This window comes from Bacillus cereus group sp. MYBK222-1 (genome assembly GCF_051916425.1).
Taxonomy (GTDB): Bacteria; Bacillota; Bacilli; order Bacillales; family Bacillaceae_G; genus Bacillus_A; species Bacillus_A paranthracis.
In genome coordinates this window covers 74,378-100,767 of record NZ_JBQAGP010000004.1, presented here as the reverse complement: position 1 = coordinate 100,767, position 26,390 = coordinate 74,378, and the positions used below count along the sequence as shown (strand labels likewise).

The following is a 26,390-nucleotide window of genomic DNA, read 5'->3' as shown; positions in this document are numbered from 1 at the left end:
ATTTTTCGTATTCATCATACCTGAAATAAGAATCGATTTCAGACATGTGTTTTTAACGAAAAGAATTGGGGACCATTTTTTCCCACAAAGGAAATACCTTTTTGAAAATCTCTACCATGGAAGGATCAAATTGTGTACCAGATCCTTCTATAATACGTCTATACGCTTCTTCAGGAGATAGAGCCGAACGATACGCTCTTGAAGAAGTCATCGCATCAAAAGCATCTGCTATTGCAACAATTCTTGCGCATAATGGTATTTGATTTCCTTTTAGTTTTTGAGGATAGCCCTTTCCATCCCATCTTTCATGATGAGAAAGAATTATATCTTCGCTACCTTTTATTAAAGATATATTTTTAAAAACTTCTAATCCTAATTGTGGGTGTGTCTTAATAAGATTATACTCTTCTTCTGTAAGAGAAGATGCTTTCTTTAAAACCTCATCCGGAATACCTATTTTCCCTATATCATGTAATAAACAAATAAAATGAAATTGTTTTAAAAAATTATCATCATATTCATTTGTTTCTTTAGCAAGAATCGTAGCATAATTGGCTACACGTTCACTATGTCCTTTCGTATATTGATCCTTTAATTCCATTATCCTCATTATCGATAAAGCTGTTTCTTTCATTTGTTTTTCATAGGATGCTTTAATTTTTTGTACTAAAAATTTTAATGAAAGAAATACAAAAAATGACGTAACAAAAATGATTAGAAACAATAAAATTAATGATATTGGATAGTTAATTTCAAAATAATAAATAGCAATTAAAAATCTACATACCATACAAATAGATACCGTTAGAAGATAATGAATACTTAAAAATAAAGGTGCAGAAATTACTAGGAAGCACTCTAAATATGGGATATGTAAAGACGAACCTGGATCACGTATAAACATAAGATCATATGCCAAAAGATAAATAATACTAACACCAAGAAAAATATATTTTGTAAACATTTGTTTATTCATTTTTTGTAAACACTTATTACATAAAAAAAATGAAATGAAAATAAATAAAAATACGAGTTCAAATAAAAGCTTCTCTAGTGTAAAATCCTTTCCAAGAATAAAATGTTGATAAATATTATCAAACAAAAGAGTACTACAGGGAATAAATAGAAACATGTTTATCGGTTCTTTCGTTTCAATATTTTTAATCCCTTTCATCATTTTACACACCGCCAAACTTTTTTAATAAAAACATAAGTTCATATAGATATTATTAATAATATCCAAGAATAGATAATAGTGCAAAAAATACCCTTTCTCATAACCTATAAATGGGGTACCGCCATGATAGGAATGTATAAAGAGATGGATAGGGTTATAGAAAAAGAAAAAGGCGAATTCCTTTTGAAATTTGGAATTCGCCTTTTTCTTGCTACCGATAATGAGACGTTATATTAACCTCATATGTATAGAATATACAGTAAACTAAAAAGGAAAATTTTACATTTTTTATTGTTTCTTATAAGTGCACTATTTGTATTCCTGTCTATATAATTTAAACGAATAAATAGCTCCAATAAAGAATACAAAAGCTTCAAATAATATAAAGATTTGACGGAAATTCTCGATATCTTTACCAACTAAAGAAATAAATATGGCATTCATTAGAATTTGAGTAATAAACATACGAGAAGTAATTTTTAAATAAATAGCATTTGTTCCTTCATCTGGTTTACCAATTTTTTTGTAAATAATAATAAGTGCAATTACTGAACCTAAAAATAGAAGTGCTGTAAGTCCTACAACAATATTGAAATTCCCTGTACTTTCTAACATCCATTTATTTAATAGATCAATCATTATTATCTTCCTTTCCTACATAAGAGAATATTTCTTTCTTCTTTTTCACTATAATAAAAAAAGAAAAAGGAAAACATCGAACTTTCTTACAAACATTCTTGTATTCTTACAATTTTGTCATTTTGCAAATGTATTCATCGCCTTTCCTTTCATTATTTTCTTTGGAAAGCATAGTGAATTACGAAATAGAGCGCTACATGATCAACTTCCAAGAAGTAGTGCACGAAACCTCTTAATTCATGCAATTAGTATATAGAATACTAATGAGTTATTGATTAAGAAGATAAAGGAATAAGAAACACGATAAAGAATTAGAATAGATAATGTAAAAAATGGAAAGAGGGGAAAAGATGAATCTAAAATTAATAGATGTAACAGAAGAAAATTTCTTTGAAATTATTAATTTAAAATCAGATAAACTTCAAGAAAAACACATTCAAATATATGAAAGATGGGTTGGTTCAAATGCTTTCTTTCTTGCAGCTTGCCAAACGTTTGGGTTTACTCCGAAAGCTATATATGATAATGATGTTTTAATAGGTTTTGCTTCGTATGGGTTTAGAAATGAAACGAAGCAATATGAGTTAATTAGTATGATGCTTGGCCATCAATATCAAGGGATAGGGTATGGGGTTCCTGTTTTAAAAGCAGTAATAGATAGTATGGTTCAGACGTACAAATGCGAAGAAATATTCTTATCGGTTATTCACGATAATGAACGCGCAAAGCGGATTTATGAAAAAGTGGGTTTTAGGCCAACAGGAGAGATTGAAGAAGGACACCATCCAGAATTAGTTTACTGTTTAAAATTAAAAAACTATGTAAATGTATAAAATTATATATACCTCTAGTTCTGTATGAATCATTTCATTTTCTGGTTTTTGTTCCATATTCTTTAACATATGAAGCAAAAAAATTAATTTTGTGTAGTTTATTTTTGTTAGCATGATAGCGATGTGGTGCTCCCCTGTTAGTAGTAATTTTAATATCACTATGGATAAATTACTTTTAAAACTTTACTTCCAAGAACGGATTTTATGTGAACAATTAGTTGGAAATTCCCTTTATTAATTAACTAAGTAATATTTTGAAAGAACATATAGATATAATAGAAAAAATACTCGGTGCATCATCTCAACGCGCTGAATAGGTACATTATTGCATGTTAAAAATTTAACTTAAGGTGGAATTGTATATGACTGAAGATAAAAGACTGAAAAAGCCGGTGGTAAGTTTTATATTACTAACCAACATTATTTTTTGGCCACTTTTTCTGCTTGTAGGAATTACAAAGTTATTACATTTTCCAACTTGGATTTTTGATGTAATGCTCTGCATATCAGCTTGGTCTTCCACTTTTGCTTTTATGTTTCTATTTAAAAGAATTTATCCTGGACAAAGTTTTATTCAATTCGTAAAAAATAGATTTAAAAATAAACTTAACTACTCTATCGTTCTTACTGTCAGTATGATTCAAATAATTATATTTTTGACGATGTTGTTTCTCATTTCGACTAATAGTGAAGCAGACTCTATTTTTAATAGAACTACATGGGGCGTGTTAATTTATTATGTTGTTAAAACTATTGTATCTGGACCACTAGGAGAAGAATTAGGGTGGAGGGGTTTTGCATTAATGGAGCTCCAGAAAAAATACTCGCCATTAAAATCTTCAATCATTATTGGTTTTTGGTGGGGAATGTGGCATCTACCTATATGGTTTACTACAGGTTTTACAGGCAGTAATTTAATCAAATATATTTTATTTTTTATGATTGCAATTATATCTACTACAATTATCATGGCAACATTTTATAATTTAAATCAAAATTTAATTGTTCCAATGATCATCCACTTTTTCTTTAATTTATTTATTGGCATAATAAATGGACCATTAATTGAATTAATTATGTATACTGCAATTTTTTATTCAATAGTTGCCATTTTACTTATAGTTATAAATCCAAAGAAAGTTTTATATCGAAGATACTATAATTTTTTATAATTCTTGATTTCTCAATCTTCTTGCATGATAAATTTCTCCATACTAATTAACAACTAATATTAAAACTATTAATCCAATAAATCCTTAGAAAAAATGGTTATCTATACACTAACTTAGTTAAATATGGATATTTTTCAAGGAGATAAAAAAAACTAATCCCTATAAGGGATTAGTTCAATATCTCAAAAGCTATTATATTACATAGTTTTATGAGCAAACGTTATATAATGTTGTGTGGGATACATAACCTGTCATCCCTTTATAAGTAACTTTTAACCACTGTTTAGAATTACTATAATGCCCTTGAACATACTCACCTGTTACCCATGTGCCAGTAATTTTCTGACCACTAGTAAATGTATGTAAGACAGGTGATCCCACAGTGTAACCACTGCGCATCTTTGCACCATATGTACCTACCGTACCTCCCTTGGCACAAGCTGCTACTACTGTTTTATTTTCAGTAGTATTCGTAGCCGCGAAAGCAGAGCTGTTAAATGTAAATAAAGTAAACATAAAAGCTGTTAATAAAGTACAAATAGATAAGCGACGTAACAAAATAAATTCCCCCTTTTTTTATAATTTCTTTCTTCACAAACGATTATCTTAAATATTCTAATTATTTTCAATATATTAATGTTGAGAAATATTAGTTGTATTTTTGAAATAAAATTTTATCAAAAATAGTAACAAATTCATATTTTACAGAGAGCCCGAAAATAGTCTTCTACCAACTATATAAAAGCCCCTTCACCTTAAGGCAAAGGGACTTTCTCATTCCTATTTCAAACTACCCGCAATCTCCGTAAAGATAACTCCAAGCGCATGTGCACCTGCATCAGGGTATCCTAAACTTCTTTCACCTACTGTACCGGCGCGGCCCATGCGTGCTACGATTTCTTTCGTATACTCTGCTCCTTTGACCGCTGCTTCTGCACCTTTTTCAAAGGCAGTTTTCATATTTTCTTCGCTTGAAGCGCTAGCTAACCAAGAGTCTACACATGGAGCAAGTGCGTCAACAAGTGTTTTATCACCAACTACCGCTCCTCTGCCGAATGATCTTTCACCGATCGATTGTATGCCTTGCAGTGTGCTGCTTGTAACATTTCAGCAAATTCTTTCACTGTTAACTCATGCTTCTCGCCTGCTGCTTTACTAGCTGCGCGGAATGCCACTATCTAATTTCATAAACGTTAACACCTTTTCCGGGAACATTGTAAAACTTGAGCGAATATCATGATCAGGATTGTTTAAAATAAATCCATCTTTCAATACATAATGAACAGCATCATCATCGAAAGTACCACCCTTGTTTACTCGGTACTAATACACAATAAATTAAAGCCACTACCCGCCCCCCTCGTGGGAATACCAACCAAAATAATAATCCTGTCTCCTAATACATCTCTTATTCTAGTTCTTCCCTAAAAAACTACAAATACGCCAAAGGATATTATATAATTAGGATTTTACGAACTATATACTAAATCATCAAATATCATGTTTATATCAATTGTATTGATATAATTTTTTAAAATTAATAGAACAAAGAATGTTACTTCCTAAAAAAATTCTTTATTATTAATTTTTTATTAAATAGTTTTTAAACAACAAGTGTTTTACTGTAAAGGAGAATTTTTTAATGCAAGAAATTTACGCTGAAAAAATTAAATACATTATTGGAACAGTTATAGATACAGTCTACGCTAATTATAAAAATCCGCTATCACCCTACTGTATCTGTGATATATTTATCCAGGAAACAAATATAGATGTAAGTCAAGATAAAATACGAGTTATTTTTCATTCTCCCCCCCCAGAGAAAGACCAAACCTATAAATTTTTTGGCACTGTTGAAATTAGTAAAAAATACGGTATGTCTTTCAAATGCGATACATATATTCGTGATATTCCTATAAACTCAGTTCATGTCATAGAGTTTTTAAGCTCTGGTCTTTTCAAAGGGATTAAAAGAAAACGAGCAGAGCAGATTGTAGAAACGTTAGGAGAAGATTGTTTAATTAAAATTGTTAATTCACCTGAAGTGTTGAGCCAAATTAAAGGTATCCCTCAAAAAACAATTGCAACAATTCAAGAAACTATTATCGAAAATTTAGGAATGCAAAAGATTATTACTAAACTTCATGAATGGAGAATTTCTTTGAATCTAGCAAAGAAAATTTTCCGGTTATATGGAGATGCATCTGTACAAAGAATTATGGAAAATCCATATTGTCTTGCAAATACAATACGCGGTATTAGTTTTAAAAGGGCAGATGAAATTGCAGAGAAAATCAACATACGAGGAACAGATACTCGCCGTATTAAAGGCGCTATTGAGTACGCTCTACATGAAATTTACGAACATGATGGAAGTACTTTTGCAATGAAAGCCTATGTTATAAAGAAGGCAGGACAAATTTTATTCAATCAAGATGGTGTGCAATATCCCCCAGAAGTAATAGATGAAAATTTGACTGAACTTATTTCTACCAATGTAAATGAATTAGAAGATTTCACAACTGAAATTGGTCAAATTCGTCAAATTGAAACACGTATTTATTTAGCAAGATATCATAGCTACGAGCAAACTATTGCAGAAAAACTATCCCTTCTATGCTGTTTCAAAACACAACTAACAGAAGAGGATACTGATATGTTATTAGATCACTTTATTAATATACACAGAAGGTTACCTTTCAGTTTATCTGATGAACAACAAATAGCAATTATTGAATCCATGCGCAACAATGTACTTGTTATTACAGGAGGACCAGGAACAGGTAAAAGTACAATTATAAAAGCGATTTTAATGCTATATAATCGCTTTTTCGAAATCTATGACTTTCATCAACTTTTAAATAAGGTTGTTTTACTAGCTCCAACTGGCCGAGCTGCAAAAAGAATGACAGAAATCACAGAAATTCCAGCTCAAACAATTCATCACTTCTTATTAAATCAACAATCAGATGATAAGAATACTGAGAACCGGCTCTTTATTATCGATGAAATGTCAATGATGGACATTTCTACTATGAGCCGTTTCCTTGAACAATTGCACGCCGGAGATCGAATTATATTAGTGGGTGATAAAGAACAACTTCCTCCTATAAAAGCCGGAAATGTATTTGAAGATATTATCAAGTCTAATGCTTTTCCAACAATTGAATTGGACACTACATTTCGCCAGCAACAGCACTCAATGATAATTGATTTAGCTGCCACTATTCGGAAAGGGGATATTTCAAAAAAACTCATTAAAACTAGCGACGATGTTAAATGGCTTCCAACAACTAAAGATGACATTGTAAAAACAATTGAATCCGAAGTATTTTCTATCCTTGACCGTGGTATTCCATTTGAAAATATTCAAATTATTGCCCCCATTCATCGAGGAGAGCAAGGGATTACTAATATTAATAAACATATTCAAAATTTATTAATTACCCAAAAAATCCCATCATCTCATTCCTTTATGGAAACAGGATATGCCAATAAGCATTATGAATTTTATGTAGGTGACCGAGTGATACAATTAAAAAATGATAGTAATAAAGATGTATTAAATGGGGACCTAGGAATGGTGATTGGTATTCTGCCAGCAAGCACATCAGTACAAAATAATGAACAAACAGTTGAAGAACCAGAAAAATTAATTATTGATTTCGGTGAAAAAGAAGTTTTTTATGATAAGGAAGAACTAGATGAACTTGCATTAGCTTATTGCTTCTCAGTTCACAAATCTCAAGGTTCCGAATTCTCCCATGTTCTGCTTCCAATTTCAAGCTCGTATACACTTATGATGAATCGCAACTTATTATACACAGCGATTACTCGTGCTAAAAAGGAAGTTACAATTATTGGGGAGTTAAATATTTTTCTAAAAGGACTTAAAGAAAAGCCACGCCAACGGTTTACCTTTTTAAAAGATATGCTATCATCGATTTAAATACAATTATGATATTTAGCTTTTAATAAGGTTTGTAAACAATTAACATTATTACATACTGCTCCAATCAAAATACACGAATGAAGATAGCTTTTTATTTTATAAAAAAACAATTAAATCATAATTTAAAATTCGCTCCACAGTAAGAGAATTACTGTGGAGCGAATTTTGTATCACCCTTATTTCAAACTACCCCCAATCTCCGTAAAGATAACTCCAAGTGCATGCGCACCTGCATCAGGATATCCTAAACTTCTTTCACCAACTGTACCGGCGCGGCCCATGCGAGCTACGATTTCTTTCGTGTACTCTGCTCCTTTAACCGCTGCTTCTGCCCCTTTTTCAAAGGCAGTTTTCATGTCTACTTCATTTGAAGCGTTATCTAACCAAGAGTCTACACATGGAGCAAGTGCGTCAACAAGTGTTTTATCACCAACTACCGCTCCTCTGCCGAATGATCTTTCACCGATAGATTGTATGCCTTGCAGAGCTGCTTGCAACATTTCAGCGAATTCTTTCACTGTTAACTCACGTTTTTCGCCTGCTGCTTTACTAGCTGCGCGGAATGCACCGCCCCAAATTGGACCAGATGCGCCGCCGCAATGTTCCATAATAATCATGGAACAACCGTCAAGGAATGATCCGATCGTTACATTCTCTTGTTCTACAATAGAGTGCCACTCACGTTTTAATTGCTTAAATCCTTTTGCCACACTCATTCCAAAGTCGCCGTCACCCGCATGCGTGTCTAGCTCACAGAACGGTACTTCATTTTTAATAATAATATCGCTCATTTTATCAACGAGATAAATCATGTTATTTAATGTAATGACATTATCTTTAATCACAGCGTGCTCTTCCGCCGTTTCTAGTTCAAAGGAAACTTCCTTCTCTTCTGCCTCTTCAAGTACATTTACATACTCAACACTTTCAACTGGCCCGTCTACTTTAAACGCTGGTGTATTACATTCTTTCGATAGTAATGTTTTTAGCTCATCATCTAACTTCATTACCGTTAAAGACATACCTGCCATATCGATACTCGTCATATAGTTACCGACGAATACTCTATTGATTTTAATGTTTCTAGCAGCTAGTTCTCTCGTCACTGCGTTGTTAAATAAGTAAAGTTCTTGCAGTGGTGTTCCGCCAAAACCGTTAACTAGCAGTGCAATTTCCTCGCCATCTTTTACTCCTAAATCTTTCATTAAATCATTTGTCATACGGTTCGCTAGTTCATCAGCTGACAACATTTTTTCACGTTTAATTCCTGGTTCGCCGTGAATACCTACGCCGTATTCCATTTCATCTTCCGCAAGTGTGAAAGTAGGTGATCCGCTCGCTGGAACTGTACAAGAAGTTAACGCTAAACCGATTGTGCGCACGTTAGCAGCTGCTTTTTCGGCTACTGCTTTCACTGCTCCTAAATCCATACCTGCTTCCGCTGCTGCACCGGCAATTTTATGAACGAGAATAACGCCCGCAACACCGCGGCGTCCTACTGTGTACAGGCTATCTTCTACCGCAATGTCATCGTCTACTTTTACATAGTCGACTTCGATTCCATCTTCAGTCGCTAAATGCGCACCGTTTTTGAAATTCATAATATCGCCGCTGTAATTTTTAATAATTAATAACGTACCTTTTTTACTAGCTGTCTCTTTAATCGCTTGGTATACCTGAATTTGTGAAGGCGAAGCAAACACATCTCCGCACACTGCCGCATCTAACATTCCTTTTCCGACTAATCCCGCATGTGCCGGCTCATGACCACTACCGCCTCCGCTAATTAACGTTACTTTATTTTCGTTCATTTCTTTCTTCTTAATGACTTTATATTTTTTCAAAAGCTCAAGCTCTGGATGAGCCATAACCATTCCATTACACATTTCCATTACTAATGTTTCTGGTTTGTTTATAATCTTTTTCATTGTAGTTCTCCCTCAATTCCTTTAATATATTGTGATATATTTGAAATCTTCTTCTTACTATCCATGTTAAAATGAAAGCGTTTTATAGTAAACGGACAAAATGGACAATCTGTCTAAAGACACCGCTCTCATTTATGGGTAGGATTTTCATATTACTAACATTCTAGGGATGATTCAGATGACCTCTTCTATAATTTCTAAAAAGATAATCGCGAATTCATTGAAGTATTTAATGGAAACAGAGTCATTTCATAAAATATCAGTGAGCGATATTATGTTACACTGTCAAATGCGTAGGCAAACTTTTTATTATCATTTTAAAGATAAATTTGAACTATTAAGCTGGATTTATAGAGAAGAAACGAAAGAAAACATTATCGACTTTCTCGACTATGAAACGTGGGAAAATATTTTCGATTTATTATTTGATTACTTTTATGAAAATCAAAAATTTTACCGAAACGCTTTTAAAGTCATTGAACAAAACTCGTTTAATCACTATTTATTTGAGCATACGAAAAACTTATATATGAAGATTATTGATGAACTATCTGTAAGCTGTGGATTCAGCCTTTCTGATGAGACAAAAAATACGATTGCCTCCTTTTATAGTCACGGCTTCGTTGGAACGATAAAAGATTGGATTGAAAGTAAGTGCGAAGTAGATCCTTCCATTATGTCTTCTCTCATGAAAAATATGATAAACAATCAATTACTACTATTACTGGAGCAATCAGCAAAGTAATTAAAGGGTGGCAAAAGCAATGAAAAAGATTATGAATGATGTACAAAATATCGTTCAAGATATGCTGCATGGCTTTTATTTTGAACATAACGACAAAGTAAATTATGACGAAACAAATAACATCATTTATGTAAAAGATATCGAAAAACTGAAGCAAAACGTTGTCATAATAAGCGGCGGTGGTAGCGGACACGAGCCTGCTGATATTGGTTATGTAGGAAAAGGAATGCTTACGGCGACCGTAAACGGCAGCATCTTCACTCCGCCTACAGTGGAACAAATTGTGGCGGCAACTCGCCTCATGCCAAAAGAAAAAAGTATACTATTCATCATAAAAAACTTTAAAGATGACGTAGCTAACTTTTTAGCGGCAGAACAAATCGCAAAAGAAGAAGGAAGACAAATTGACCACATCATCGTAAATGACGACGTTTCAATTGAAGATGATGCTTCTTTTAATAAAAGAAGACGCGGCGTCGCTGGTACTGTTTTCGTTCAAAAAATATTAGGTGCGGCCGCTCTTGAAGGTCATTCTTTAGAAGAACTGACTGCACTCGGCCGTTCTATCACTGAAAACTTACACACATTAGGAGTCGCCCTTTCACCTGCCAACGATCCGGTGAAAGGACAAGCTTCATTCACATTAAACGAAGATGAAGTTTTTTACGGCGTCGGTATTCACGGCGAAAAAGGTTACCGTAAAGAAGCACTATCCTCTTCTGAAATATTAGCGATTGAACTGATGAACAAACTAAAAAGCATTTATCGCTGGAGAAAAGGTGACAACTTCGCCATCCTTATTAACGGACTCGGCGCCACTCCATTAATGGAACAATACATTTTCGCAAATGACATTCGCCGTTTGTGTGAGCTGGAAGGATTACAGATTACATTCGTAAAAGTTGGTACGCTACTCACTTCTTTAGATATGAAAGGTGTTTCACTCAGTTTACTTAGGGTAGAGGATTTGGATTGGGTGAAGTGGTTGAAGGCGGATGCTCGAGTGGGTAATTGGTAACTAAAATTATGATGATAAAAGCCTTTAACTATAACGAGTTAAAGGCTTTTTGCAAATTGAAATATCGTACGGGCATTAACAAGAAATTCTTAATCGCCTCACTGAAGGATGACAGGTCTTCCAAATAAAGCTGGATAATAAATTAACATCGCACCTACAAATGAACACACTAAACAAAAAATAGCCTCGTATTTTATGACTAGAGAAGAGTTCGTATCAAGCTTTTTTTCCTCTCTTTTCAATATCAATTTAAATAACGCTGTATATAATACTTTATATAATACATACCCAATAATTGCCCCAAGGGTGTTCGTAAATAAATCATCAATATCTGTAATTCTATTATTTAGTAATTGATTTAACTCAATTGCCAATGAAAAAAAGAATCCTGCGCATACGGTGTTTTTCATTTTTCTAAACTGCGGCCAAATAGTCGGTAGTAAGAAACCGAATGGCATAAACAGTACAATGTTCAAAAGATACGTAGTACTACCTGCCGTATCAAATAGAGTCAAGTTGATTTGATTTACACGAATCCACGTTTCATATCTACTTATATCCCATACAGTCGCAATCTGCGTCACTTTATACACTAGCGAAAGGTAGAATAGAAAAACATATACCCATAAAAAATGTCGAATAGATATATTGTTTTTCGCTTTAAAATAAAATCCGATTTGAAATAAAACACAAAACATAATTGTAAAAAAATAAGTATACAAATAACTCATTAAAACTCCTGTATGCATGTGGAATCCCCTAACTTTACATTTTCATCTATTATTTAGAACATAGTTTAAGAACCAGTACTTTGTTCATATATTCAATCTTCTACTTTGTCTTCGAATATAGGGAATATATTAAAAATAAAAAATCCCCACTTCTTCATTTTCAGTCTCCTCCTTGATGTAACTTGTTTATAGGATAGGAAAAACTTTTAAAATAAAATGTGGGGTAAATATAAAATTTTTCTTAAATTTTATGTTGGGTTTTATTATTACTCTCGTTAGGAATCCGCTATTCGTTGTTAGATAGCAACATGCTTACACCTATAAAAACATTGAACTACTGAAAAATTCTGCCCTCAATATGACAGCAGATTCACATCAAAAATGTAAATCCTCATTTTCCTCGTATTTTCCTTTATTAAGTCTCTGTCTTATAAATAATTCTGCGATAATTAAATTAGGTACCCACGCTAACCAAGCAATAACCGCGTAACTAAGTTCAAACCGCTCTATTCCAAATAGAACGATAAACAACGGTAGCCAAATTCTTAATGTAACTGCCGCAAAGGTTAAAGCATAATTTCTAATCATCCAATTCCGATGCTCTTTCATTTTTTTATTTTTAACTCTATGTAATGCTTGATATGCTGATGTTAGCCAAAATACGGATAACAAACCGAAACCTAGCTTCGCTACCAATCCCCCCGTAGCATAAAAGGACAGGTACAGTCCAGAAATGCCCCCTAATAATATACCAACCATATAGATTCTCCCCATTATTCGATGATGATTGATATTCCTTTCTCTAAATTTAGTCGATAATGTAAACGGACCAATTACTAATGCTACTATACTCGTTGTAATATGCGTAAATAACATACTATACCAGAACTCACTTAATTTAGATCCAAACATAAGCTTCGCTTTTACAAGCCCTGTTTGAAATCCATCCATAATAAAATATTGGACAACAATATAACCAGATACTAAAAGAGCAAAACAAGTAAATACAAACCAAATTTTCCTGTTCAAATTTCACTGCCTCCCTATTACATTCATGGAAATTAGATTATACGTTACTGTTCATTCTTGTAATAAATAGAAAATCCTTCTAGACAAATGAAATACCTCCGAAAAAGGGACATGTAATAGATTAAGATTTCAAAAATAATGAATATATATGTTATATTGTTAAAGGTACTGAAATGGGAATTTTTCTAATGGATATGTTGCAACAAGTAATAGATACATTTAAAATGAGCAAACTTTTTATATAATAAAAAAACCTCAAGTATATCATTCTATACTTGAGAGTTTACTCATCTATTCCTCCGCATCTCTCATACTGTAATACCCCAAATTAATAATAACCAAGAAATACCCACTCATAATTCCAGCTGCAAATGTCCACATGTACTCACGGTGTTCAATTTCATACATAATAATTGCGCCGAGTATGGCGGCTGCGAACCGGTTCATCATTCCAAGCATCGGTGCTTTTTCTTTTTTTACAATGCTACCTCCGAACTTTTCAATACGTCTTTCTAAAATCCAGGCGCAGTACATACTAACTAAAAGGCCAATGCTTATCCCTACAAACTGGGCTCGAAAAGGTGTCATCGCCCATCCCAATAACATCACGCCTAGCAAACAATACATTTGTATATTGAATGATCTTAATGCCATACGAATCATGTTCTGCTCCTTACCTTTCCTATTACTCCCATCTTTCGGACTTCAAGCTTTCCGATATATCTTTTTTAAAATGAGGGAATTTAATTTTACTCACCATTAAATAAGCGAGTACGCATGTACCAAATGCCACGGAAACTGGATTATTCAAAAAGCATAAAATGAGGAGACACATGGCTGCGAATGGAATTGGCATTCCGATGAATGTCGGGAGTTTGCTTTGTTGTGTATTAAATCTCGCAAGCCGAAGCATTCCGCAAATACTATAAGCAAGCGCACATATCATCCCAATAGACTGCAAATCTTTTAAAGCGACACTATAGGCAAGAATAGACGGTGCCACGCCAAACGTAACTAAATCCGCAAATGAGTCTAACTCTCCGCCAATTTCCGAAACAGAATCAAGTTTCCGAGCAACCATGCCATCAAACAGATCAAATACCATACCTGTAATAATGAACATGACTGCACCATACATATCGTGAACGAAAACAGCGTGAATAGCGAGAAGTCCACATACAAAGTTTGCTATCGTAATCATATTTGGTATGTGACTCATCATACGCTTCTCCTCCTTTCTACTCATTATCTCATTCAAGTTCTTACTCATTACAATCAAGATCCTTCTGTTTTTCTTCCAATATCACCTTATTTATTTTCTTTAACGTATCCGTCATTTGTTCTAAAGCACCGATATCGATTTTTGAAAAATACTTCTCAATTAATACATCATCTAACTTAGACAACTGCTCCATATACTTACTACCGTTCGGACCAAGTGTAAGGAAATACTCCCTTTTATTATTAGGATTTACTTGTTTTGAAATCATCTTCTGCTTTTCCAATTTCGATAAAACTTGACTCACAGCGCTTTTCGATATGTTAAAAGTAGTCGCAATGTGATTCGCTGTCGTGTTTTCATTTAAATGAATATGAAATAACATACTCTCTTGCTGTCCTGTAAGACCGTACTCATCTTTCAACTCCTGAAATAGTAAAATGTAGAATTCATTATAGGCTCGGTTCATTTCATTAATTATTTCTTTATACGTTCTAGTCATAGCACTCTTCCTCCATGCTGTTATTTTGTTTAATAGTTAAGTTCACTTAACTTAACTATATTATACCGTTATGTTTGTGTAAAGGGAAATCAATTTCCATACTTTAAAAAAGAAGACATCCATTAAGATGTCTCCTTTTCATACTTAAGACTCCAAACTCTTACCATTCGTCGCAATTACTTCTTTATACCAGTCGAAGCTTTTCTTCTTCGATCTTTTTAATGAACCTTTTCCTTCATTATCTTTATCAACGTATATATATCCGTAACGTTTCTTCATTTCTCCAGTAGAAGCACTTACAAGGTCAATTGGGCCCCAGCTTGTGTATCCGATAATATCTACACCATCTTGGATCGCTTCTGACATTTCGATCATATGCTTCTCTAGGTAATCAATACGATATGCATCGTTCACTTCGTCTGCATCATTTAATTCATCGATTGCACCGAGACCATTTTCAACGACGAATAAAGGTTTTTGGTAACGATCGTAAAGTTGGTTCGCTGTAATACGGAAGCCTTTCGGATCAATCGTCCATCCCCACTCTGATTTTTCAAGATATGGATTTTCAACAGAACCGAATACATTCCCGCTCGTTATGCTTTTTAACACTTCTGGATCTGTACTTGTTGCTCGGCTTGCATAGTAACTAAAGCCAATATAATCAACTGTATGCTCTTTTAAAATCGCCTCGTCTTCCTTTTCCATTTCAATTGTTACATTATTATCTTTAAAGAAGCGTTTTGCATATCCAGGATATGTGCCTCTTGCTTGTACATCAATGAAGAAGAATGATTCTCGGTCTTGTTCCATCGCACGAAAAACGTCGTCTGGATTACACGTATATGGATACGTTGCACCGGCAGCAAGCATACAACCGATTTTTGCATCTGGAATGATTTCATGACACGCTTTTACAGCTAACGCACTTGCAACAAGTTGGTGATGTGCTGCTTGATACTGAATTTGTTTTTTATTATCACCTTCTTTAAATGCTAGACCTGCTCCCATGAAAGGTAAATGTAAAAGCATATTAATTTCGTTAAACGTCATCCAATATTTCACTTTATCTTTATATCTATTAAAAATCGTTTTTGCATACGTCTCAAAGAAAGTGACAAGCTTTCTACTTCTCCAGCTTCCATACTTTTCTACTAAATGAACAGGCACATCAAAGTGAGCCATCGTAACAACTGGTTCAATGTCATGCTTTAATAGTTCATCAAATAAATTATCATAAAACTGTAATCCTGCCTCATTCGGCTTTTCATCATTACCATTTGGGAAAATACGTGTCCAAGCAATCGATACACGTAACGCTTTAAATCCCATCTCTGCAAATAGAGCAATATCTTCTTTATAACGATGATAAAAATCAATTGCTTCATGTGATGGATAAAACTCTCCTTCTACCGGTGTAAAGGAATGAATATTTCCTTTCATAATATCCCAGCGGTTTTCACCAGTTGGTAATAGATCAACCGTCGTTAATCCTTTTCCGTCTTCTGCATACGCTCCTTCAACTTGATTAGCTGCAGTCGCTCCACCCCATAAAAATCCTTTAGGAAAAATAACTTTAGACATATAGAAAAACTCCTTTATATAAGATTTAACAAGGAAAGGTATTATGCTTCTCAAAGAATACCTTTCTTCGTGTGAACCAATATGAAATATAACTACTATTTAACTCCTAACTCTAATAAAGAATCTCCTGCTTGAATCTTTTCTACTTCTGTTTTTTTGATGCTATATTTATCATAATTTGTAACAACAACTGGTGTTGTCACAATATAACCCGCCTTTTGAATTTCAGCTATATGAAACTCAATAAGTAACTGACCTTTTTCTACTCTCGCTCCTTGTTCAATATGAGAATAGAAAAATTCGCCATTTAATTTCACAGTATCCATTCCAATATGGATTAAAATTTCTGCACCTGAATCCGCCGTAATTCCTACCGCATGATTCGTCGGGAAGAGCGCAGAAATTGTACCTGAAACTGGTGAAAACAACTTTCCTTCTGAAGGCTCAATAGCAACGCCTTCCCCTAACGCACCTGATGCAAATGCAGCATCGTCAATATTTTGAAGCGACTTAACGACACCATGGAAAGGACTAAATATTACTTCATCATCATTTGATGCAGCAATTTTATTACTTGTTTCATCTGTTTCTGTAGATGTTTGTTTTTTCGTAAAACCAAATAAGTAAGTCAGAATAAAACCAACAAGTAAAGAAACAACCATCGAAACAATTGCGCCCCAAAATCCAGCTGTAATCCCATCTTTCGGACTAATAAATGTCGGAAGCGTAAATATGCCAAGCCCGCCTGTCATATAACTTTGTGTACCGAATACGCCAAGTATTGCGCCGCCAACTCCCCCAGCAATACAACTCATAATAAACGGCTTTTTAAGAGGAAGTGTAATACCATAAATCGCCGGCTCTGTAACACCGAAAATACCTGAAATAAAAGCTGGAATACTAAGTGTTTTTAATTTCTTATCTTTCGTTTTCACCCAAACGCCAAGTACAGCACCAATTTGAGCAAATGAAGCAGCAAATATAAGCGCTAGTATTGGATCAATACCGTGTACTGCTAGATTGTTATAGCCAATCGGAACAACACCCCAATGAAGACCGAATATAACAAGCACTTGCCAGAAAGCACCGAGTAAAGCACCCGCTACTAATGGGCTTAAATGATAAACCCAAAGCGTCGCCTGTCCTAAAAATTGTCCTGCCCACGTCGCAATTGGACCAATAACGAGAAATGTAACTGGTACAACGATTAGTAACGTTAAGAATGGTAGTACAAATGTTTTCACAACATCCGGAATGACTTTCTTTAAAGACTGTTCAACTCTCGCTCCAAAATAAGCAGCAAGAATAATTGGAATAACAGATGATGCGTAGTTCATTAAAATAACTGGTATTCCTAAAAACGTAATATGAATTGGTGATTCAAACATCGTTCCTGCAAATAGTGTATATAATGGCTCACTTGCTTTTAAACCGGATAAAGCCGGATAGACTAACGCGCCCCCAATTGCCATACCGATGAATGGTGATCCTCCAAATTTCTTACTTGCTGTATATCCTAAGAAGATTGGGAAGAAGTAAAATAGCGAATCGCCAACTGCATTTAATATTTGATACGTTCCTGACTCATTACTTAACCAGCCTAGCGCTACAAATAGTGCATTAAATCCTTTAATCATCCCTGTTGCAGCTAATACTCCTAAAATAGGAGTGAAAATGCTAGAAAGAATATCTATAAGACTACTCTTTTTCTTCTCACTCGCACTTTCTTCCTCTGTCTCTTGAAACCCTCCAACAGCAATAACCGCTTTATACACGTCGGATACATGGTTACCAATTACAACTTGATATTGTCCGCCACTTTTCATTACAGTCACAATATCTTCCATGCCTTTTAGTACTTCTGTATTTGCTTTCCCCTCATCTTTTAACTGGAATCGTAAGCGCGTTATACAATGTACAACGCTATTTATATTTTCTCTCCCGCCAACATGTTTCAGTATTTCTTTTGCTAATTTTTCATACTTCATAGTAACTTTCCCTCCCTACAATCATCCCTTTTATTATTTTTATAAAAGAAAAAACCTAAACTAACCATAACGGTGCGATACATACGAATCACTCCATTACAAGTCAATTTAGGTTTTGCCTGCCAAACAGTAACAATCCCGTTTATTCAATTACATAATTCATTTCGTTTCGTTACACGATGAATGTGCAACGTTAAGTACACTTTTTCATCTTTTGAAAGATGACTATTATGTGCTTTTTGTAAGTATGCTTCAATTTTTTCTGTACAACAATATGCCTCTTCATACTTACTTGTCACTTGCTCGTATAAAAAATCATCATCGGCCGAGTTCAATTCCTTCTGCATTAAACGCTGAGCAAAATATCGTAAATGCGTTACAAACCGGCTATAATTAAATGAATTTTCATCTAAGTTCATCTTATAGTGGTACTTTACAACATTTAAAATATCTTGAACGATTTTCGTCATCGCTACCGTTTGTTGCATCGCCGGCTCTCCTTGTTGCGCATTAACGAAATGCAAGGCAATTGACCCTGCCTCATCTTCAGAAAGTCTAAATCCAGTCTCTTCTTCAATAATGTTCAAAGCTTGTAGACCAATTTCAAACTCTTTCTGATAGAATCTCTTAATCTCCCAAAGCAAAGTATTTTTGAGATCCATTCCTTCTTTATGCCGAGTTAAGGCGAAACTTAAGTGATCCGTTAATGTAAGATAAATATAATCACTTAAAGTCCCCGGCAACACTGTCTTAGCAAACTGAATAATGCTCTCTGTAATCTCTAAATTTTCTACAGGAATTTCAGTTAGTAACCTAACGAGTTTCTCTGATAATTCTCTTGTTTCTAGCACAAAGGTTTTTTCTATCTTAGATTCATCAATCGCATCGCCTACTTTTTTCTGAAATCCCAAACCTCTGCCCATAAGTACAACTTCTGTCTCATTATCCTTCATCGTACAAACAACATTGTTATTTAAGATTTTATGGATTCTCATATTGTTCCGCCTTCTTCTTCTTAAAGTCACAAAAGGTAATAAAAAAACCTAAACTGATTCCAAAAGCCACACTACACCCGTAGCCTCTAGATCAATTTAGGTTTTGCCTGCCGAACAGTAACAATCCTTTTACTTATTAACTTACCTTCATTATACACAAAAAGTAAGCGGTTGCAATAATAAATTATTGAATATTTTTTTACAAAAAAACACTAACAGTTCATCAACTGTTGCTTACATTCATTACACCACTAGTTATATACATCATTATATTTTAAAATTACTATAGGTAACATATATCTTTAACTACATCTATCATTCTGAATAAATAAACATAATCATTACAAAAATTCCATATAGACCCATTACTGGTTAAAATGTTATAATGAAATCACCCTACATAGTTACTCATATTCCGATTGAGGAACTAGCGTCTTATTAAGCAATGCGCATAAATCAAATAAAAAAGACACTTTTTACAGTGTCTTTTTTATTTATATTCTCATAGAAAATATCTCTTTTATACACAAAATCTAGCAAATGAAAAAGGAGACTATCATATGGAGCATCCTCTAGCAAGAGAATTACGTAACATACGTATATGCCTTATCATCTTAATTATCGTCATCGCATTTTGGGACCGTGAGAAACCTGTAGAAATCACTGACCATAGTAGCGATCCTATGTTAAACACTAGTAATATGACCCAAATTGGCGATCATACATTTGCCTATAAAGATGAATCTAATCAAATTAAAATATTTAAGTTTAACCCAGATACAAATGAAATAAAGCTAATAAAAGAATTTTACGCTAACGAATATTAATGAAATAAATGGGACGGAAGGCACCTCAAGGTGTCTTTTTTATTTTCAAAAGGACCTGCTCACATTCAGGCGTCAAACATAAAGTAAATGGAATCCGTTAAAAAACACGAGTGACCCTTTGTTTTCCCCTCTTATTAAAGGAGGAACTATTATGGGATTTGGTGGTAGTTGCGGCGGAGGCTGCGGTTTTGCTGGAGGATTTGCATTATTAGTTGTATTGTTTATTTTATTAATCATCGTTGGAGCTGCTTGCTTCTGCTAAACAAACTATTGGAAAAGACACTCTTATATGGGTGTCTTTTCTTTGTAAACTAAAAAGTATATGAAATGAAGACATAGTAAAAACGGGATACTTACTCAAATTGTTTTTCACCTTATTAATTATATCCAAAAAGTTGGATAGCTTCTTTTACTACTCATGTTATTAATGAATAAAGCAATAACTACAATAACAAGGGAACCAACTAAAACTGGTGTTACTAAATAACTCCAACTGTATGCTCCTAAAATAACGACAATTGGATCAGCCCCTGCCGGAGGATGCGTTGTTCTCGTTAACATCATAACGGCTATTGCCATCCCCACTGCTAAAGCTATCGTCCAATATTCATTCCCAAACAAATGATATATTGATAGACCAATGAAAGTTGAAATCAAATGTCCTCCAATAATATTACGTGGCTGTGATAACGGTGCATTCCAAACTCCAAACGCTAATACACAACTCGCCCCAAATGGAGCCATTAACAATTCTGTAGAAGTTATACTCGTTCAATATGTTAAGGTGAGAATTGTTAAAAATCCCCCTAATAGTCCCGTCAAAGAGTCCTTTATGTTTACTTGTAACGGACTTCTTCCTTTCCCTTTCATTTTTGCAAAATATCGTACACTTATTGGTGGAGCCTCTTTCTGCTTAGCTGCTGTTATATGATTCATCATTCTCCTCCTTTATTTACCAATAATTATATTTCAAACAAACTAACTGGTCAATATTAATTTTAGGGGTTAGTTTGAAAATACATAAAAAAGATCAACTGCTATAAGTTGATCCCTAAACTTCTTCACATTTTCGATCCTGGAATTTTGCTACCTTTTTTCGGTTCCCACATATTTTCATAGAACACCATTTTCGTTTTCCACTTTTATCTATAAATAATAAAACACAGTCAGGGTTTGAACACCTTTTAAGAGAAATAAGCTTATTTTCTGTTATTAAGGTTAAAGCATCAAATGCAATTAACGATACAAGTACATCCTCAATCTCTCCAACTGGGATAGGTACTAGACGTTGTTCAATGACTTTATATGTAAAGGGTGCCTTCTCAATTTGTTTTTCTAAATACGTAATAAAATCATTAAAAATTTCGTGCTGATCAGCAATTGCCTCAAACTGTTTTCTCAGTACTTCTCTTGCCCCTAATATGCTAGATGTAACTTGATTCATGCGCTCTTGAATTCCTATAAGTGTTTTTTCATTCCAAAAAGGCAAATTAACCTTTATTACATATAGCCATTCTAATACATCTTCATCCGTTATTAATAAATCATAACGTTGTCCACGCCTAACTAACTCTGTATTCACTAAATCTAATGAGAGATTTCCAGATATAAGCGGGAATTGTTTTGTTTCCTGCATGTACTCATCACCTACTCTTTAAATAATCATATTCCAAATTCATACAGAAGTACAACTTTTTTATTAACTATAAAGTATGAAGATCAAAGCCTTTAGCCATAATTACGACTAAAGGCTTTTTTGTATGTAACTTAAAAAGGAGCTGACTGTATGGAACATAATAAAAATGGAATGCTTGCTTTAATCGTTTTATTTGTAGGACTCGCATTTTTTGTTTTCGGTATGGTTTATCATTTATGGGGAACGGTTTAAAAATAAATAATAATTCATTTAAGAAAAAGTACTCGTATGAGTACTTTTTTTAAGCTGTCATGTAAAAACATTCTAAACTTACTTACATGCATACAATCACTAATGATAGTTATATAATTGAGAAGGTTGTAAATTATCAATCTATTTTTATGTGATTTGGAAAGGAGCTAAAAACTAAAAATGTTAGAAATCATTTTTGTTACTGTATTACTTTTATCTAGCATCACTCCCATCTTTATCGAACGAGGTTTGACGAAAAAAAATGTAGTCATTTTACTGATCAATTATGCATTCTTATTTGCCACCATCATTGTAATTGGTGCAAACTGGCGTATGATCCCCGCCTATTTCTTATTGTTCGTTTTAACATTACAAGTTTTTTTGAAACCCAAAACTACAGCCGTTTCTGAAAAGTTAGTGATGAAAGTTTTAAAAGGCTTAGGAATTATCTTAACTGCTATCGCAATGTTTACATTACCTTTACTTTTTCCGATTATAAAACTCCCTGAGCCCACTGGAAAATATACAGTAGGAACGAAAGCTTTTCATTTAATTGATAAAAATCGAAAAGAAACCACTGTACCAAATAATCATGGAAATCGTGAGTTAATGATACAAGTATATTATCCTGCCGAAAAAGGATCAGGGAACTCTTCTGCCTATTTTGAGAACATAAACGAACTTGCTGAACAATTGGCAGTAACAAACGGTGCTCCGTATATCGTAACGACACATTTAGGGCTGACAAAAACACATTCTTATCAAGATGCTAAGCCACTTCAAGATAAAGAAAAATTCCCCCTTCTTTTATTCGGCCATGGGATGGGATTATATGGTCAACAAAATACATTCCAGTTAGAGGAATTAGCTAGTCAAGGCTATGTAGTAATCGCTCTTAACTTCACAGGATATGCCGCAACAACGATTTTCCCTAACGGAAACCGTGTAGACTCTATACCAATTGAAAATACACCTACGGCCTTAAATACGATAGTTCAAAAATGGGAACAGGATACTACTTTTGTTTTAAACGAAGTAATAGAAGGTAATTTCGATAAAAGTTTTAAAACTATTGCAGACTTAATTAACTATGACAAAATTGGAATGTTCGGTCACTCTTTTGGCGGAGCAACTTCCGCACAAATGTTAGTAAAGGATACGCGTATTAAAGCTGCAATTGATATGGATGGCGGATTGTTTGGCGATCCCATGCCTAAAGACGGTCCTCAGAAACCATTCATGTTGATGAATGCTGAGGCTACGATTCATTATATGAAAGAAGCGGAGAATCAAAAGACAACCGGAATCCAAAATGAATTATTGGAAATATCCTATTTAAGAAATAAAACGATTGAAAAACCGGGTGTGTACACAGTGGTAATTCCAAAAACAAACCATACCAGTTTTACAGATTTAGCAGCATTTTCACCTATTATTAATGAACCAGACGAAGATGTAGCCGCAAATTATACACTCATTAATAAACTAGTAACTAGCTTCTTTGATCAAAATTTAAAAGGGATAAACGAAAATCATTTAGAAGAAATTCAGAAGCAATATCCTGAACTTCAGCTCATTAAACACTAATAATCATTCATTTCCCTAGTCATGAAACCCCTCACTATGCTTGAGGGGTTTCTGCTTTAACACAATTATAAAAAAAGGTCCCATAACTGGGGCGCTCAAAAAATAATATAAGTCAATGAATGAAAACAAATAACAGACAACTAAAATATATACGATAAAAATTGTATAATTCATATATATGCAATATTACATAGAAAAATTTCATTATTACATGCTATACTAAAATAGGAGTCGACAATCGTTATTTTCTTCTTAGTTTTAAAGCAATATGGATATATACCTTCTTATCGCATTTGGATTGTACAAGCAAAAGAAGACATCTTAATTGATGTCTTCTTTTCTTATATTTTTATGAATTCCTTTGAGCAGATGCTCTCCAAGCACGAAAAGATGTTGGGTGTCCAGAATGAGCTCTTTGCTTTGCAGCAGCAACAGCTGGTTTTTCTTCAATAGTCTTTGGTTTTTCTTCCACAATCAATGATTTTTCTTCAAGAGTATTCACAGCTGTTTGCATTTTTTCCAGCTGTTCTTTTAAAGCTTGCTGTTCAATCTTTAAATCTGTAAGTAAACGTAAAATCATTTCAGAATTAGCCATAAAGATCCTCCTTCCCCCAATACACAGAATAAAATAGAATATGTCATCAGCGGAATAACGGTGACAAAAATAAGGTCGTCAACTCTCTTAAAATCTAAGCACCTTTATTTTTCAAAAGGACCTGCTCAAGATTATCCGTAAAAACATAAAGTGAATTAAATCCATTAATTAATGGTCTTTATGGAAGGAGGAGTTAATATGGGCTATGGCGGTAGTTGTGGTGGAGGCTGCGGTTTCGGCGGCGGTTTCGCTTTACTTGTTGTACTGTTTATTTTATTAATCATCGTTGGCGCTAGCTGTTGGGGCGGCGGATTCGGCTGCTAAGGGGAGGCACTCTTGAGAGTGTCTTTTTTTTTATGTTTTTGGATGTACAGCCCATACCTATCCGTCGTTTCCCAGCGCTAAAAAAACAATGTTCTTGTTATCTTCTCCCTCGAAATTCGTACATTTTGAAATTGACATAACACTTAACACACCATATACTGTTAACAACAGTATACTGTTGTTAACAGTATTAATCATAATTCATTCTAGGAGGAAGATCCATGAAACATACAGGAAGACATACAGGTGCATTTCTTTTGTTATTTTTAGCTGAGGGCGATAACTACGGCGGGCAATTACTGCAAAAGTGCGAGGAAGAACTTCCCGTCAATCCAATCGATAGTGCCATTTTATATCGTACGTTAAAGAAATTAGAAAACGAAGGTGCGATTGAATCTTATGTAAGTACAGATTATCAAGACAAACCGAGAAAGATGTACAAAATTACGTCTGCTGGAAAAGAACAACTGGCAGATTTTCAAATGGATATTGAAGAAAAAATGAAGAACTTATCCTTTTTCCTGGGCAAATATAAAGACTTACAGGAATCCGATCATGATTAACGGCGTGATTCTTTACACGTTAGCCATTATTCTTACTGGGATTTCTTTTATGAAGGACCGCAAGAAAACGAAAGATGCTCTAATGAAGTCGTGGAAAATGTTTCGTAACCTTCTCCCTGCGATGCTCTCCATCATGCTTTTCGTTGGCTTATCGCTTTCTATATTAACGCCGTCCTTTATTTCTTCTATCATTGGAGAACAGTCCGGATTGTTAGGTATTATGTATTCAGCAATACTCGGCTCCGTTGCACTTATTCCAAGCTTTGTCGTATTCCCTCTTGGAAATACATTAGTCCAACACGGTGCAGGCCTACCTCAAGTTGCGGCACTTATATCTACACTCATGTCAGTAGGACTTACAACTTTACCGATGGAACAAAAGATATTTGGGCGAAGCTTTGCTTACGCACGTAATGCAGCTGCTTTGCTCATGTCTCTTTTATTCTCCTATATCATTTGGATGGTGATGGTATGAAAGAACTAAAAAGATATCGCTTCTTTTTCGTCTTACTACTCGGGCTCTTCATATTAACGTTTATAAATCAATCTTTAGGATGGAGTGCATTACAACTAACAGGAAATAGCATTTTAGATATGCTGTTTCTCCTCCCCCCTGTCTTACTATTTGTAGGGCTACTTGATCAGTGGGTGAAAAAAGAAACGCTCATGAAATATATGGGTGAAAAATCAGGTATATACGGAATCTTATTTTCTCTATTATTAGGAGGCATTGCAGCTGGTCCTCTCTACGTCGCCTTCCCAATTGCAGCACTATTATTAAAAAAAGGTGCAAGCATTCGGTACATCGTATTTTTCTTAGGCGTTTGGACAACTGCGAAATTGCCAATTCTCGTGTATGAATTTTCTTCATTTGAAGCTACTTTTACACTCATTCATATTTGCTTTGGGCTAGTATTCTTCTATGTAATGGGGCTTATTTTTGAGAGGTTTTATAATCAGGAAGAGTTGCTAAGGTATGATGTTACGGAGGAAATGTAAGATTAACAAACATTGCATAACAGACGCAGAAAATCGAACTGTCATTGAAGCATCTTTCATTTCAACTCCTTAAAAGGAGGTGTCCCACGAGTCAT

Annotated in this window: 26 protein-coding genes and 2 pseudogenes; 12 read left to right on the top strand and 16 right to left on the bottom strand. The window is 34.2% G+C overall.

Annotation, left to right across the window (positions count from 1 at the left end; genetic code table 11):
* Positions 1 to 52: 52 nt before the first annotated feature.
* Entirely contained in the window at positions 53 to 1,177 is a 1,125-nt protein-coding gene (locus ACTFR9_RS19210; RefSeq protein ID WP_000975377.1) for an HD-GYP domain-containing protein, read from the bottom strand.
* A 309-nt stretch (positions 1,178 to 1,486) separates the two neighbouring features.
* A complete protein-coding gene (locus ACTFR9_RS19205; protein ID WP_000566279.1) occupies positions 1,487 to 1,816 on the bottom strand; it encodes a hypothetical protein in 330 nt (109 codons plus the stop codon).
* A 350-nt stretch (positions 1,817 to 2,166) separates the two neighbouring features.
* On the opposite strand from ACTFR9_RS19205, the gene ACTFR9_RS19200 reads away from it, so the two are divergent.
* Together ACTFR9_RS19200 and ACTFR9_RS19195 are read left to right on the top strand one after the other, a co-directional pair.
* Positions 2,167 to 2,649, top strand: a complete 483-nt coding sequence (locus tag ACTFR9_RS19200) for a GNAT family N-acetyltransferase (RefSeq protein WP_001049722.1) — start codon at positions 2,167 to 2,169, stop codon at positions 2,647 to 2,649.
* 362 nt (positions 2,650 to 3,011) lie between these two features.
* Positions 3,012 to 3,821: a CPBP family intramembrane glutamic endopeptidase gene (locus ACTFR9_RS19195; RefSeq protein ID WP_074532292.1), complete on the top strand. Its 810-nt coding sequence runs from the start codon at positions 3,012 to 3,014 to the stop codon at positions 3,819 to 3,821.
* Positions 3,822 to 4,028: 207 nt separating this feature from the next.
* On the opposite strand, the gene ACTFR9_RS19190 is transcribed toward ACTFR9_RS19195, so the two are convergent.
* Together ACTFR9_RS19190 and ACTFR9_RS19185 are read right to left on the bottom strand one after the other, a co-directional pair.
* Positions 4,029 to 4,379 (bottom strand): SH3 domain-containing protein, encoded by a 351-nt coding sequence (locus ACTFR9_RS19190; RefSeq protein ID WP_000946189.1) that lies wholly within the window; start codon positions 4,377 to 4,379, stop codon positions 4,029 to 4,031.
* A 222-nt stretch (positions 4,380 to 4,601) separates the two neighbouring features.
* Positions 4,602 to 4,993: pseudogene (locus ACTFR9_RS19185) on the bottom strand (DAK2 domain-containing protein); the annotation flags it as partial.
* A gap of 470 nt (positions 4,994 to 5,463) precedes the next feature.
* On the opposite strand from ACTFR9_RS19185, the gene recD2 reads away from it, so the two are divergent.
* Complete coding sequence (gene recD2 / locus ACTFR9_RS19180) at positions 5,464 to 7,770, top strand: SF1B family DNA helicase RecD2 (protein ID WP_229136822.1); 2,307 nt, start codon at positions 5,464 to 5,466, stop codon at positions 7,768 to 7,770.
* Positions 7,771 to 7,949: 179 nt separating this feature from the next.
* Here the strand turns inward: recD2 and dhaK are convergent, their stop codons facing one another.
* The gene (dhaK, locus tag ACTFR9_RS19175) at positions 7,950 to 9,701 is read right to left on the bottom strand and encodes a dihydroxyacetone kinase subunit DhaK (protein WP_169509492.1); all 1,752 of its coding nucleotides are present in this window, start codon (positions 9,699 to 9,701) and stop codon (positions 7,950 to 7,952) included.
* Between the two features lie 178 nt (positions 9,702 to 9,879).
* Here dhaK and dhaS point away from each other — a divergent pair, with 178 nt between their 5' ends.
* Together dhaS and dhaQ are read left to right on the top strand one after the other, a co-directional pair.
* Positions 9,880 to 10,446, top strand: a complete 567-nt coding sequence (gene dhaS, locus ACTFR9_RS19170; RefSeq protein WP_000204220.1) for a dihydroxyacetone kinase transcriptional activator DhaS — start codon at positions 9,880 to 9,882, stop codon at positions 10,444 to 10,446.
* Between the two features lie 19 nt (positions 10,447 to 10,465).
* Positions 10,466 to 11,464, top strand: a complete 999-nt coding sequence (dhaQ, locus tag ACTFR9_RS19165) for a DhaKLM operon coactivator DhaQ (protein ID WP_440049011.1) — start codon at positions 10,466 to 10,468, stop codon at positions 11,462 to 11,464.
* Positions 11,465 to 11,562: 98 nt separating this feature from the next.
* Here dhaQ and ACTFR9_RS19160 read toward each other — a convergent pair whose 3' ends face one another.
* The 8 genes from ACTFR9_RS19160 to licT form a co-directional block, all read right to left on the bottom strand.
* On the bottom strand, positions 11,563 to 12,213 hold the full coding sequence (locus ACTFR9_RS19160) for a VanZ family protein (protein ID WP_098487699.1): 651 nt from the start codon (positions 12,211 to 12,213) through the stop codon (positions 11,563 to 11,565).
* Positions 12,214 to 12,570: 357 nt separating this feature from the next.
* The gene (locus ACTFR9_RS19155) at positions 12,571 to 13,224 is read right to left on the bottom strand and encodes a DUF2306 domain-containing protein (RefSeq protein WP_098487700.1); all 654 of its coding nucleotides are present in this window, start codon (positions 13,222 to 13,224) and stop codon (positions 12,571 to 12,573) included.
* A gap of 291 nt (positions 13,225 to 13,515) precedes the next feature.
* Positions 13,516 to 13,887 (bottom strand): ATP synthase subunit I, encoded by a 372-nt coding sequence (locus ACTFR9_RS19150; protein WP_229136821.1) that lies wholly within the window; start codon positions 13,885 to 13,887, stop codon positions 13,516 to 13,518.
* Positions 13,888 to 13,909: 22 nt separating this feature from the next.
* A complete protein-coding gene (gene pssA / locus ACTFR9_RS19145) occupies positions 13,910 to 14,494 on the bottom strand; it encodes a CDP-diacylglycerol--serine O-phosphatidyltransferase (protein WP_113732456.1) in 585 nt (194 codons plus the stop codon).
* A complete protein-coding gene (locus ACTFR9_RS19140) occupies positions 14,487 to 14,945 on the bottom strand; it encodes a MarR family winged helix-turn-helix transcriptional regulator (RefSeq protein WP_061535745.1) in 459 nt (152 codons plus the stop codon). The genes pssA and ACTFR9_RS19140 overlap by 8 nt, the downstream gene beginning before the upstream one ends.
* Positions 14,946 to 15,089: 144 nt before the next feature.
* Positions 15,090 to 16,529 (bottom strand): 6-phospho-beta-glucosidase, encoded by a 1,440-nt coding sequence (locus ACTFR9_RS19135; protein WP_001984321.1) that lies wholly within the window; start codon positions 16,527 to 16,529, stop codon positions 15,090 to 15,092.
* 95 nt (positions 16,530 to 16,624) lie between these two features.
* Complete coding sequence (locus tag ACTFR9_RS19130) at positions 16,625 to 18,517, bottom strand: beta-glucoside-specific PTS transporter subunit IIABC (RefSeq protein ID WP_095842624.1); 1,893 nt, start codon at positions 18,515 to 18,517, stop codon at positions 16,625 to 16,627.
* A gap of 146 nt (positions 18,518 to 18,663) precedes the next feature.
* Positions 18,664 to 19,512, bottom strand: a complete 849-nt coding sequence (licT, locus tag ACTFR9_RS19125; protein WP_001219864.1) for a BglG family transcription antiterminator LicT — start codon at positions 19,510 to 19,512, stop codon at positions 18,664 to 18,666.
* A gap of 560 nt (positions 19,513 to 20,072) precedes the next feature.
* On the opposite strand from licT, the gene ACTFR9_RS19120 reads away from it, so the two are divergent.
* Together ACTFR9_RS19120 and ACTFR9_RS19115 are read left to right on the top strand one after the other, a co-directional pair.
* On the top strand, positions 20,073 to 20,339 hold the full coding sequence (locus tag ACTFR9_RS19120; RefSeq protein WP_061131448.1) for a YmzC family protein: 267 nt from the start codon (positions 20,073 to 20,075) through the stop codon (positions 20,337 to 20,339).
* Between the two features lie 151 nt (positions 20,340 to 20,490).
* The gene (locus ACTFR9_RS19115) at positions 20,491 to 20,601 is read left to right on the top strand and encodes a YjcZ family sporulation protein (RefSeq protein WP_000505679.1); all 111 of its coding nucleotides are present in this window, start codon (positions 20,491 to 20,493) and stop codon (positions 20,599 to 20,601) included.
* A 119-nt stretch (positions 20,602 to 20,720) separates the two neighbouring features.
* On the opposite strand, the pseudogene ACTFR9_RS19110 reads toward ACTFR9_RS19115, so the two are convergent.
* Both ACTFR9_RS19110 and ACTFR9_RS19105 read right to left on the bottom strand, forming a co-directional pair.
* Positions 20,721 to 21,275: pseudogene (locus tag ACTFR9_RS19110) on the bottom strand (HPP family protein).
* A 115-nt stretch (positions 21,276 to 21,390) separates the two neighbouring features.
* The gene (locus ACTFR9_RS19105; protein WP_001158441.1) at positions 21,391 to 21,975 is read right to left on the bottom strand and encodes a CGNR zinc finger domain-containing protein; all 585 of its coding nucleotides are present in this window, start codon (positions 21,973 to 21,975) and stop codon (positions 21,391 to 21,393) included.
* Between the two features lie 432 nt (positions 21,976 to 22,407).
* Here ACTFR9_RS19105 and ACTFR9_RS19100 point away from each other — a divergent pair, with 432 nt between their 5' ends.
* Entirely contained in the window at positions 22,408 to 23,814 is a 1,407-nt protein-coding gene (locus ACTFR9_RS19100) for an alpha/beta hydrolase family protein (protein ID WP_000889715.1), read from the top strand.
* Between the two features lie 349 nt (positions 23,815 to 24,163).
* Here ACTFR9_RS19100 and ACTFR9_RS19095 read toward each other — a convergent pair whose 3' ends face one another.
* Positions 24,164 to 24,409, bottom strand: coding sequence for a hypothetical protein (locus ACTFR9_RS19095; RefSeq protein ID WP_000013680.1), 246 nt, complete (start codon positions 24,407 to 24,409; stop codon positions 24,164 to 24,166).
* A gap of 198 nt (positions 24,410 to 24,607) precedes the next feature.
* Between ACTFR9_RS19095 and ACTFR9_RS19090 the strand changes: the two genes are divergently transcribed.
* The 4 genes from ACTFR9_RS19090 (at position 24,608) to ACTFR9_RS19075 (ending at position 26,295) form a co-directional block, all read left to right on the top strand.
* Positions 24,608 to 24,733, top strand: a complete 126-nt coding sequence (locus ACTFR9_RS19090) for a YjcZ family sporulation protein (protein WP_000540377.1) — start codon at positions 24,608 to 24,610, stop codon at positions 24,731 to 24,733.
* 221 nt (positions 24,734 to 24,954) lie between these two features.
* Positions 24,955 to 25,296, top strand: coding sequence for a PadR family transcriptional regulator (locus ACTFR9_RS19085; RefSeq protein ID WP_000683196.1), 342 nt, complete (start codon positions 24,955 to 24,957; stop codon positions 25,294 to 25,296).
* The gene (locus tag ACTFR9_RS19080; RefSeq protein WP_000606986.1) at positions 25,289 to 25,771 is read left to right on the top strand and encodes a hypothetical protein; all 483 of its coding nucleotides are present in this window, start codon (positions 25,289 to 25,291) and stop codon (positions 25,769 to 25,771) included. The genes ACTFR9_RS19085 and ACTFR9_RS19080 overlap by 8 nt, the downstream gene beginning before the upstream one ends.
* A complete protein-coding gene (locus ACTFR9_RS19075) occupies positions 25,768 to 26,295 on the top strand; it encodes a permease (RefSeq protein ID WP_000661320.1) in 528 nt (175 codons plus the stop codon). Before ACTFR9_RS19080 ends, ACTFR9_RS19075 begins: the two co-directional genes overlap by 4 nt.
* Positions 26,296 to 26,390: the final 95 nt, after the last annotated feature.

What these genes read in the sequence shown, in the direction of transcription:
- dhaK (WP_169509492.1), bottom strand. Translation starts at nt 9,701, where the DNA reads ATGAAAAAGATTATAAACAAACCAGAAACATTAGTAATGGAAATGTGT.
- ACTFR9_RS19150 (WP_229136821.1), bottom strand. Translation starts at nt 13,887, where the DNA reads ATGATTCGTATGGCATTAAGATCATTCAATATACAAATGTATTGTTTG.
- ACTFR9_RS19085 (WP_000683196.1), top strand. Translation starts at nt 24,955, where the DNA reads ATGAAACATACAGGAAGACATACAGGTGCATTTCTTTTGTTATTTTTA.
- ACTFR9_RS19100 (WP_000889715.1), top strand. Translation starts at nt 22,408, where the DNA reads ATGTTAGAAATCATTTTTGTTACTGTATTACTTTTATCTAGCATCACT.
- ACTFR9_RS19115 (WP_000505679.1), top strand. Translation starts at nt 20,491, where the DNA reads ATGGGATTTGGTGGTAGTTGCGGCGGAGGCTGCGGTTTTGCTGGAGGA.
- ACTFR9_RS19140 (WP_061535745.1), bottom strand. Translation starts at nt 14,945, where the DNA reads ATGACTAGAACGTATAAAGAAATAATTAATGAAATGAACCGAGCCTAT.
- dhaQ (WP_440049011.1), top strand. Translation starts at nt 10,466, where the DNA reads ATGAAAAAGATTATGAATGATGTACAAAATATCGTTCAAGATATGCTG.
- ACTFR9_RS19135 (WP_001984321.1), bottom strand. Translation starts at nt 16,529, where the DNA reads ATGTCTAAAGTTATTTTTCCTAAAGGATTTTTATGGGGTGGAGCGACT.
- recD2 (WP_229136822.1), top strand. Translation starts at nt 5,464, where the DNA reads ATGCAAGAAATTTACGCTGAAAAAATTAAATACATTATTGGAACAGTT.
- ACTFR9_RS19130 (WP_095842624.1), bottom strand. Translation starts at nt 18,517, where the DNA reads ATGAAGTATGAAAAATTAGCAAAAGAAATACTGAAACATGTTGGCGGG.
- ACTFR9_RS19200 (WP_001049722.1), top strand. Translation starts at nt 2,167, where the DNA reads ATGAATCTAAAATTAATAGATGTAACAGAAGAAAATTTCTTTGAAATT.
- ACTFR9_RS19105 (WP_001158441.1), bottom strand. Translation starts at nt 21,975, where the DNA reads ATGCAGGAAACAAAACAATTCCCGCTTATATCTGGAAATCTCTCATTA.
- pssA (WP_113732456.1), bottom strand. Translation starts at nt 14,494, where the DNA reads ATGAGTAAGAACTTGAATGAGATAATGAGTAGAAAGGAGGAGAAGCGT.
- ACTFR9_RS19195 (WP_074532292.1), top strand. Translation starts at nt 3,012, where the DNA reads ATGACTGAAGATAAAAGACTGAAAAAGCCGGTGGTAAGTTTTATATTA.
- ACTFR9_RS19160 (WP_098487699.1), bottom strand. Translation starts at nt 12,213, where the DNA reads ATGCATACAGGAGTTTTAATGAGTTATTTGTATACTTATTTTTTTACA.
- ACTFR9_RS19090 (WP_000540377.1), top strand. Translation starts at nt 24,608, where the DNA reads ATGGGCTATGGCGGTAGTTGTGGTGGAGGCTGCGGTTTCGGCGGCGGT.
- ACTFR9_RS19075 (WP_000661320.1), top strand. Translation starts at nt 25,768, where the DNA reads ATGAAAGAACTAAAAAGATATCGCTTCTTTTTCGTCTTACTACTCGGG.
- ACTFR9_RS19080 (WP_000606986.1), top strand. Translation starts at nt 25,289, where the DNA reads ATGATTAACGGCGTGATTCTTTACACGTTAGCCATTATTCTTACTGGG.
- ACTFR9_RS19120 (WP_061131448.1), top strand. Translation starts at nt 20,073, where the DNA reads ATGGAGCATCCTCTAGCAAGAGAATTACGTAACATACGTATATGCCTT.
- ACTFR9_RS19210 (WP_000975377.1), bottom strand. Translation starts at nt 1,177, where the DNA reads ATGATGAAAGGGATTAAAAATATTGAAACGAAAGAACCGATAAACATG.
- ACTFR9_RS19205 (WP_000566279.1), bottom strand. Translation starts at nt 1,816, where the DNA reads ATGATTGATCTATTAAATAAATGGATGTTAGAAAGTACAGGGAATTTC.
- ACTFR9_RS19095 (WP_000013680.1), bottom strand. Translation starts at nt 24,409, where the DNA reads ATGGCTAATTCTGAAATGATTTTACGTTTACTTACAGATTTAAAGATT.
- licT (WP_001219864.1), bottom strand. Translation starts at nt 19,512, where the DNA reads ATGAGAATCCATAAAATCTTAAATAACAATGTTGTTTGTACGATGAAG.
- dhaS (WP_000204220.1), top strand. Translation starts at nt 9,880, where the DNA reads ATGACCTCTTCTATAATTTCTAAAAAGATAATCGCGAATTCATTGAAG.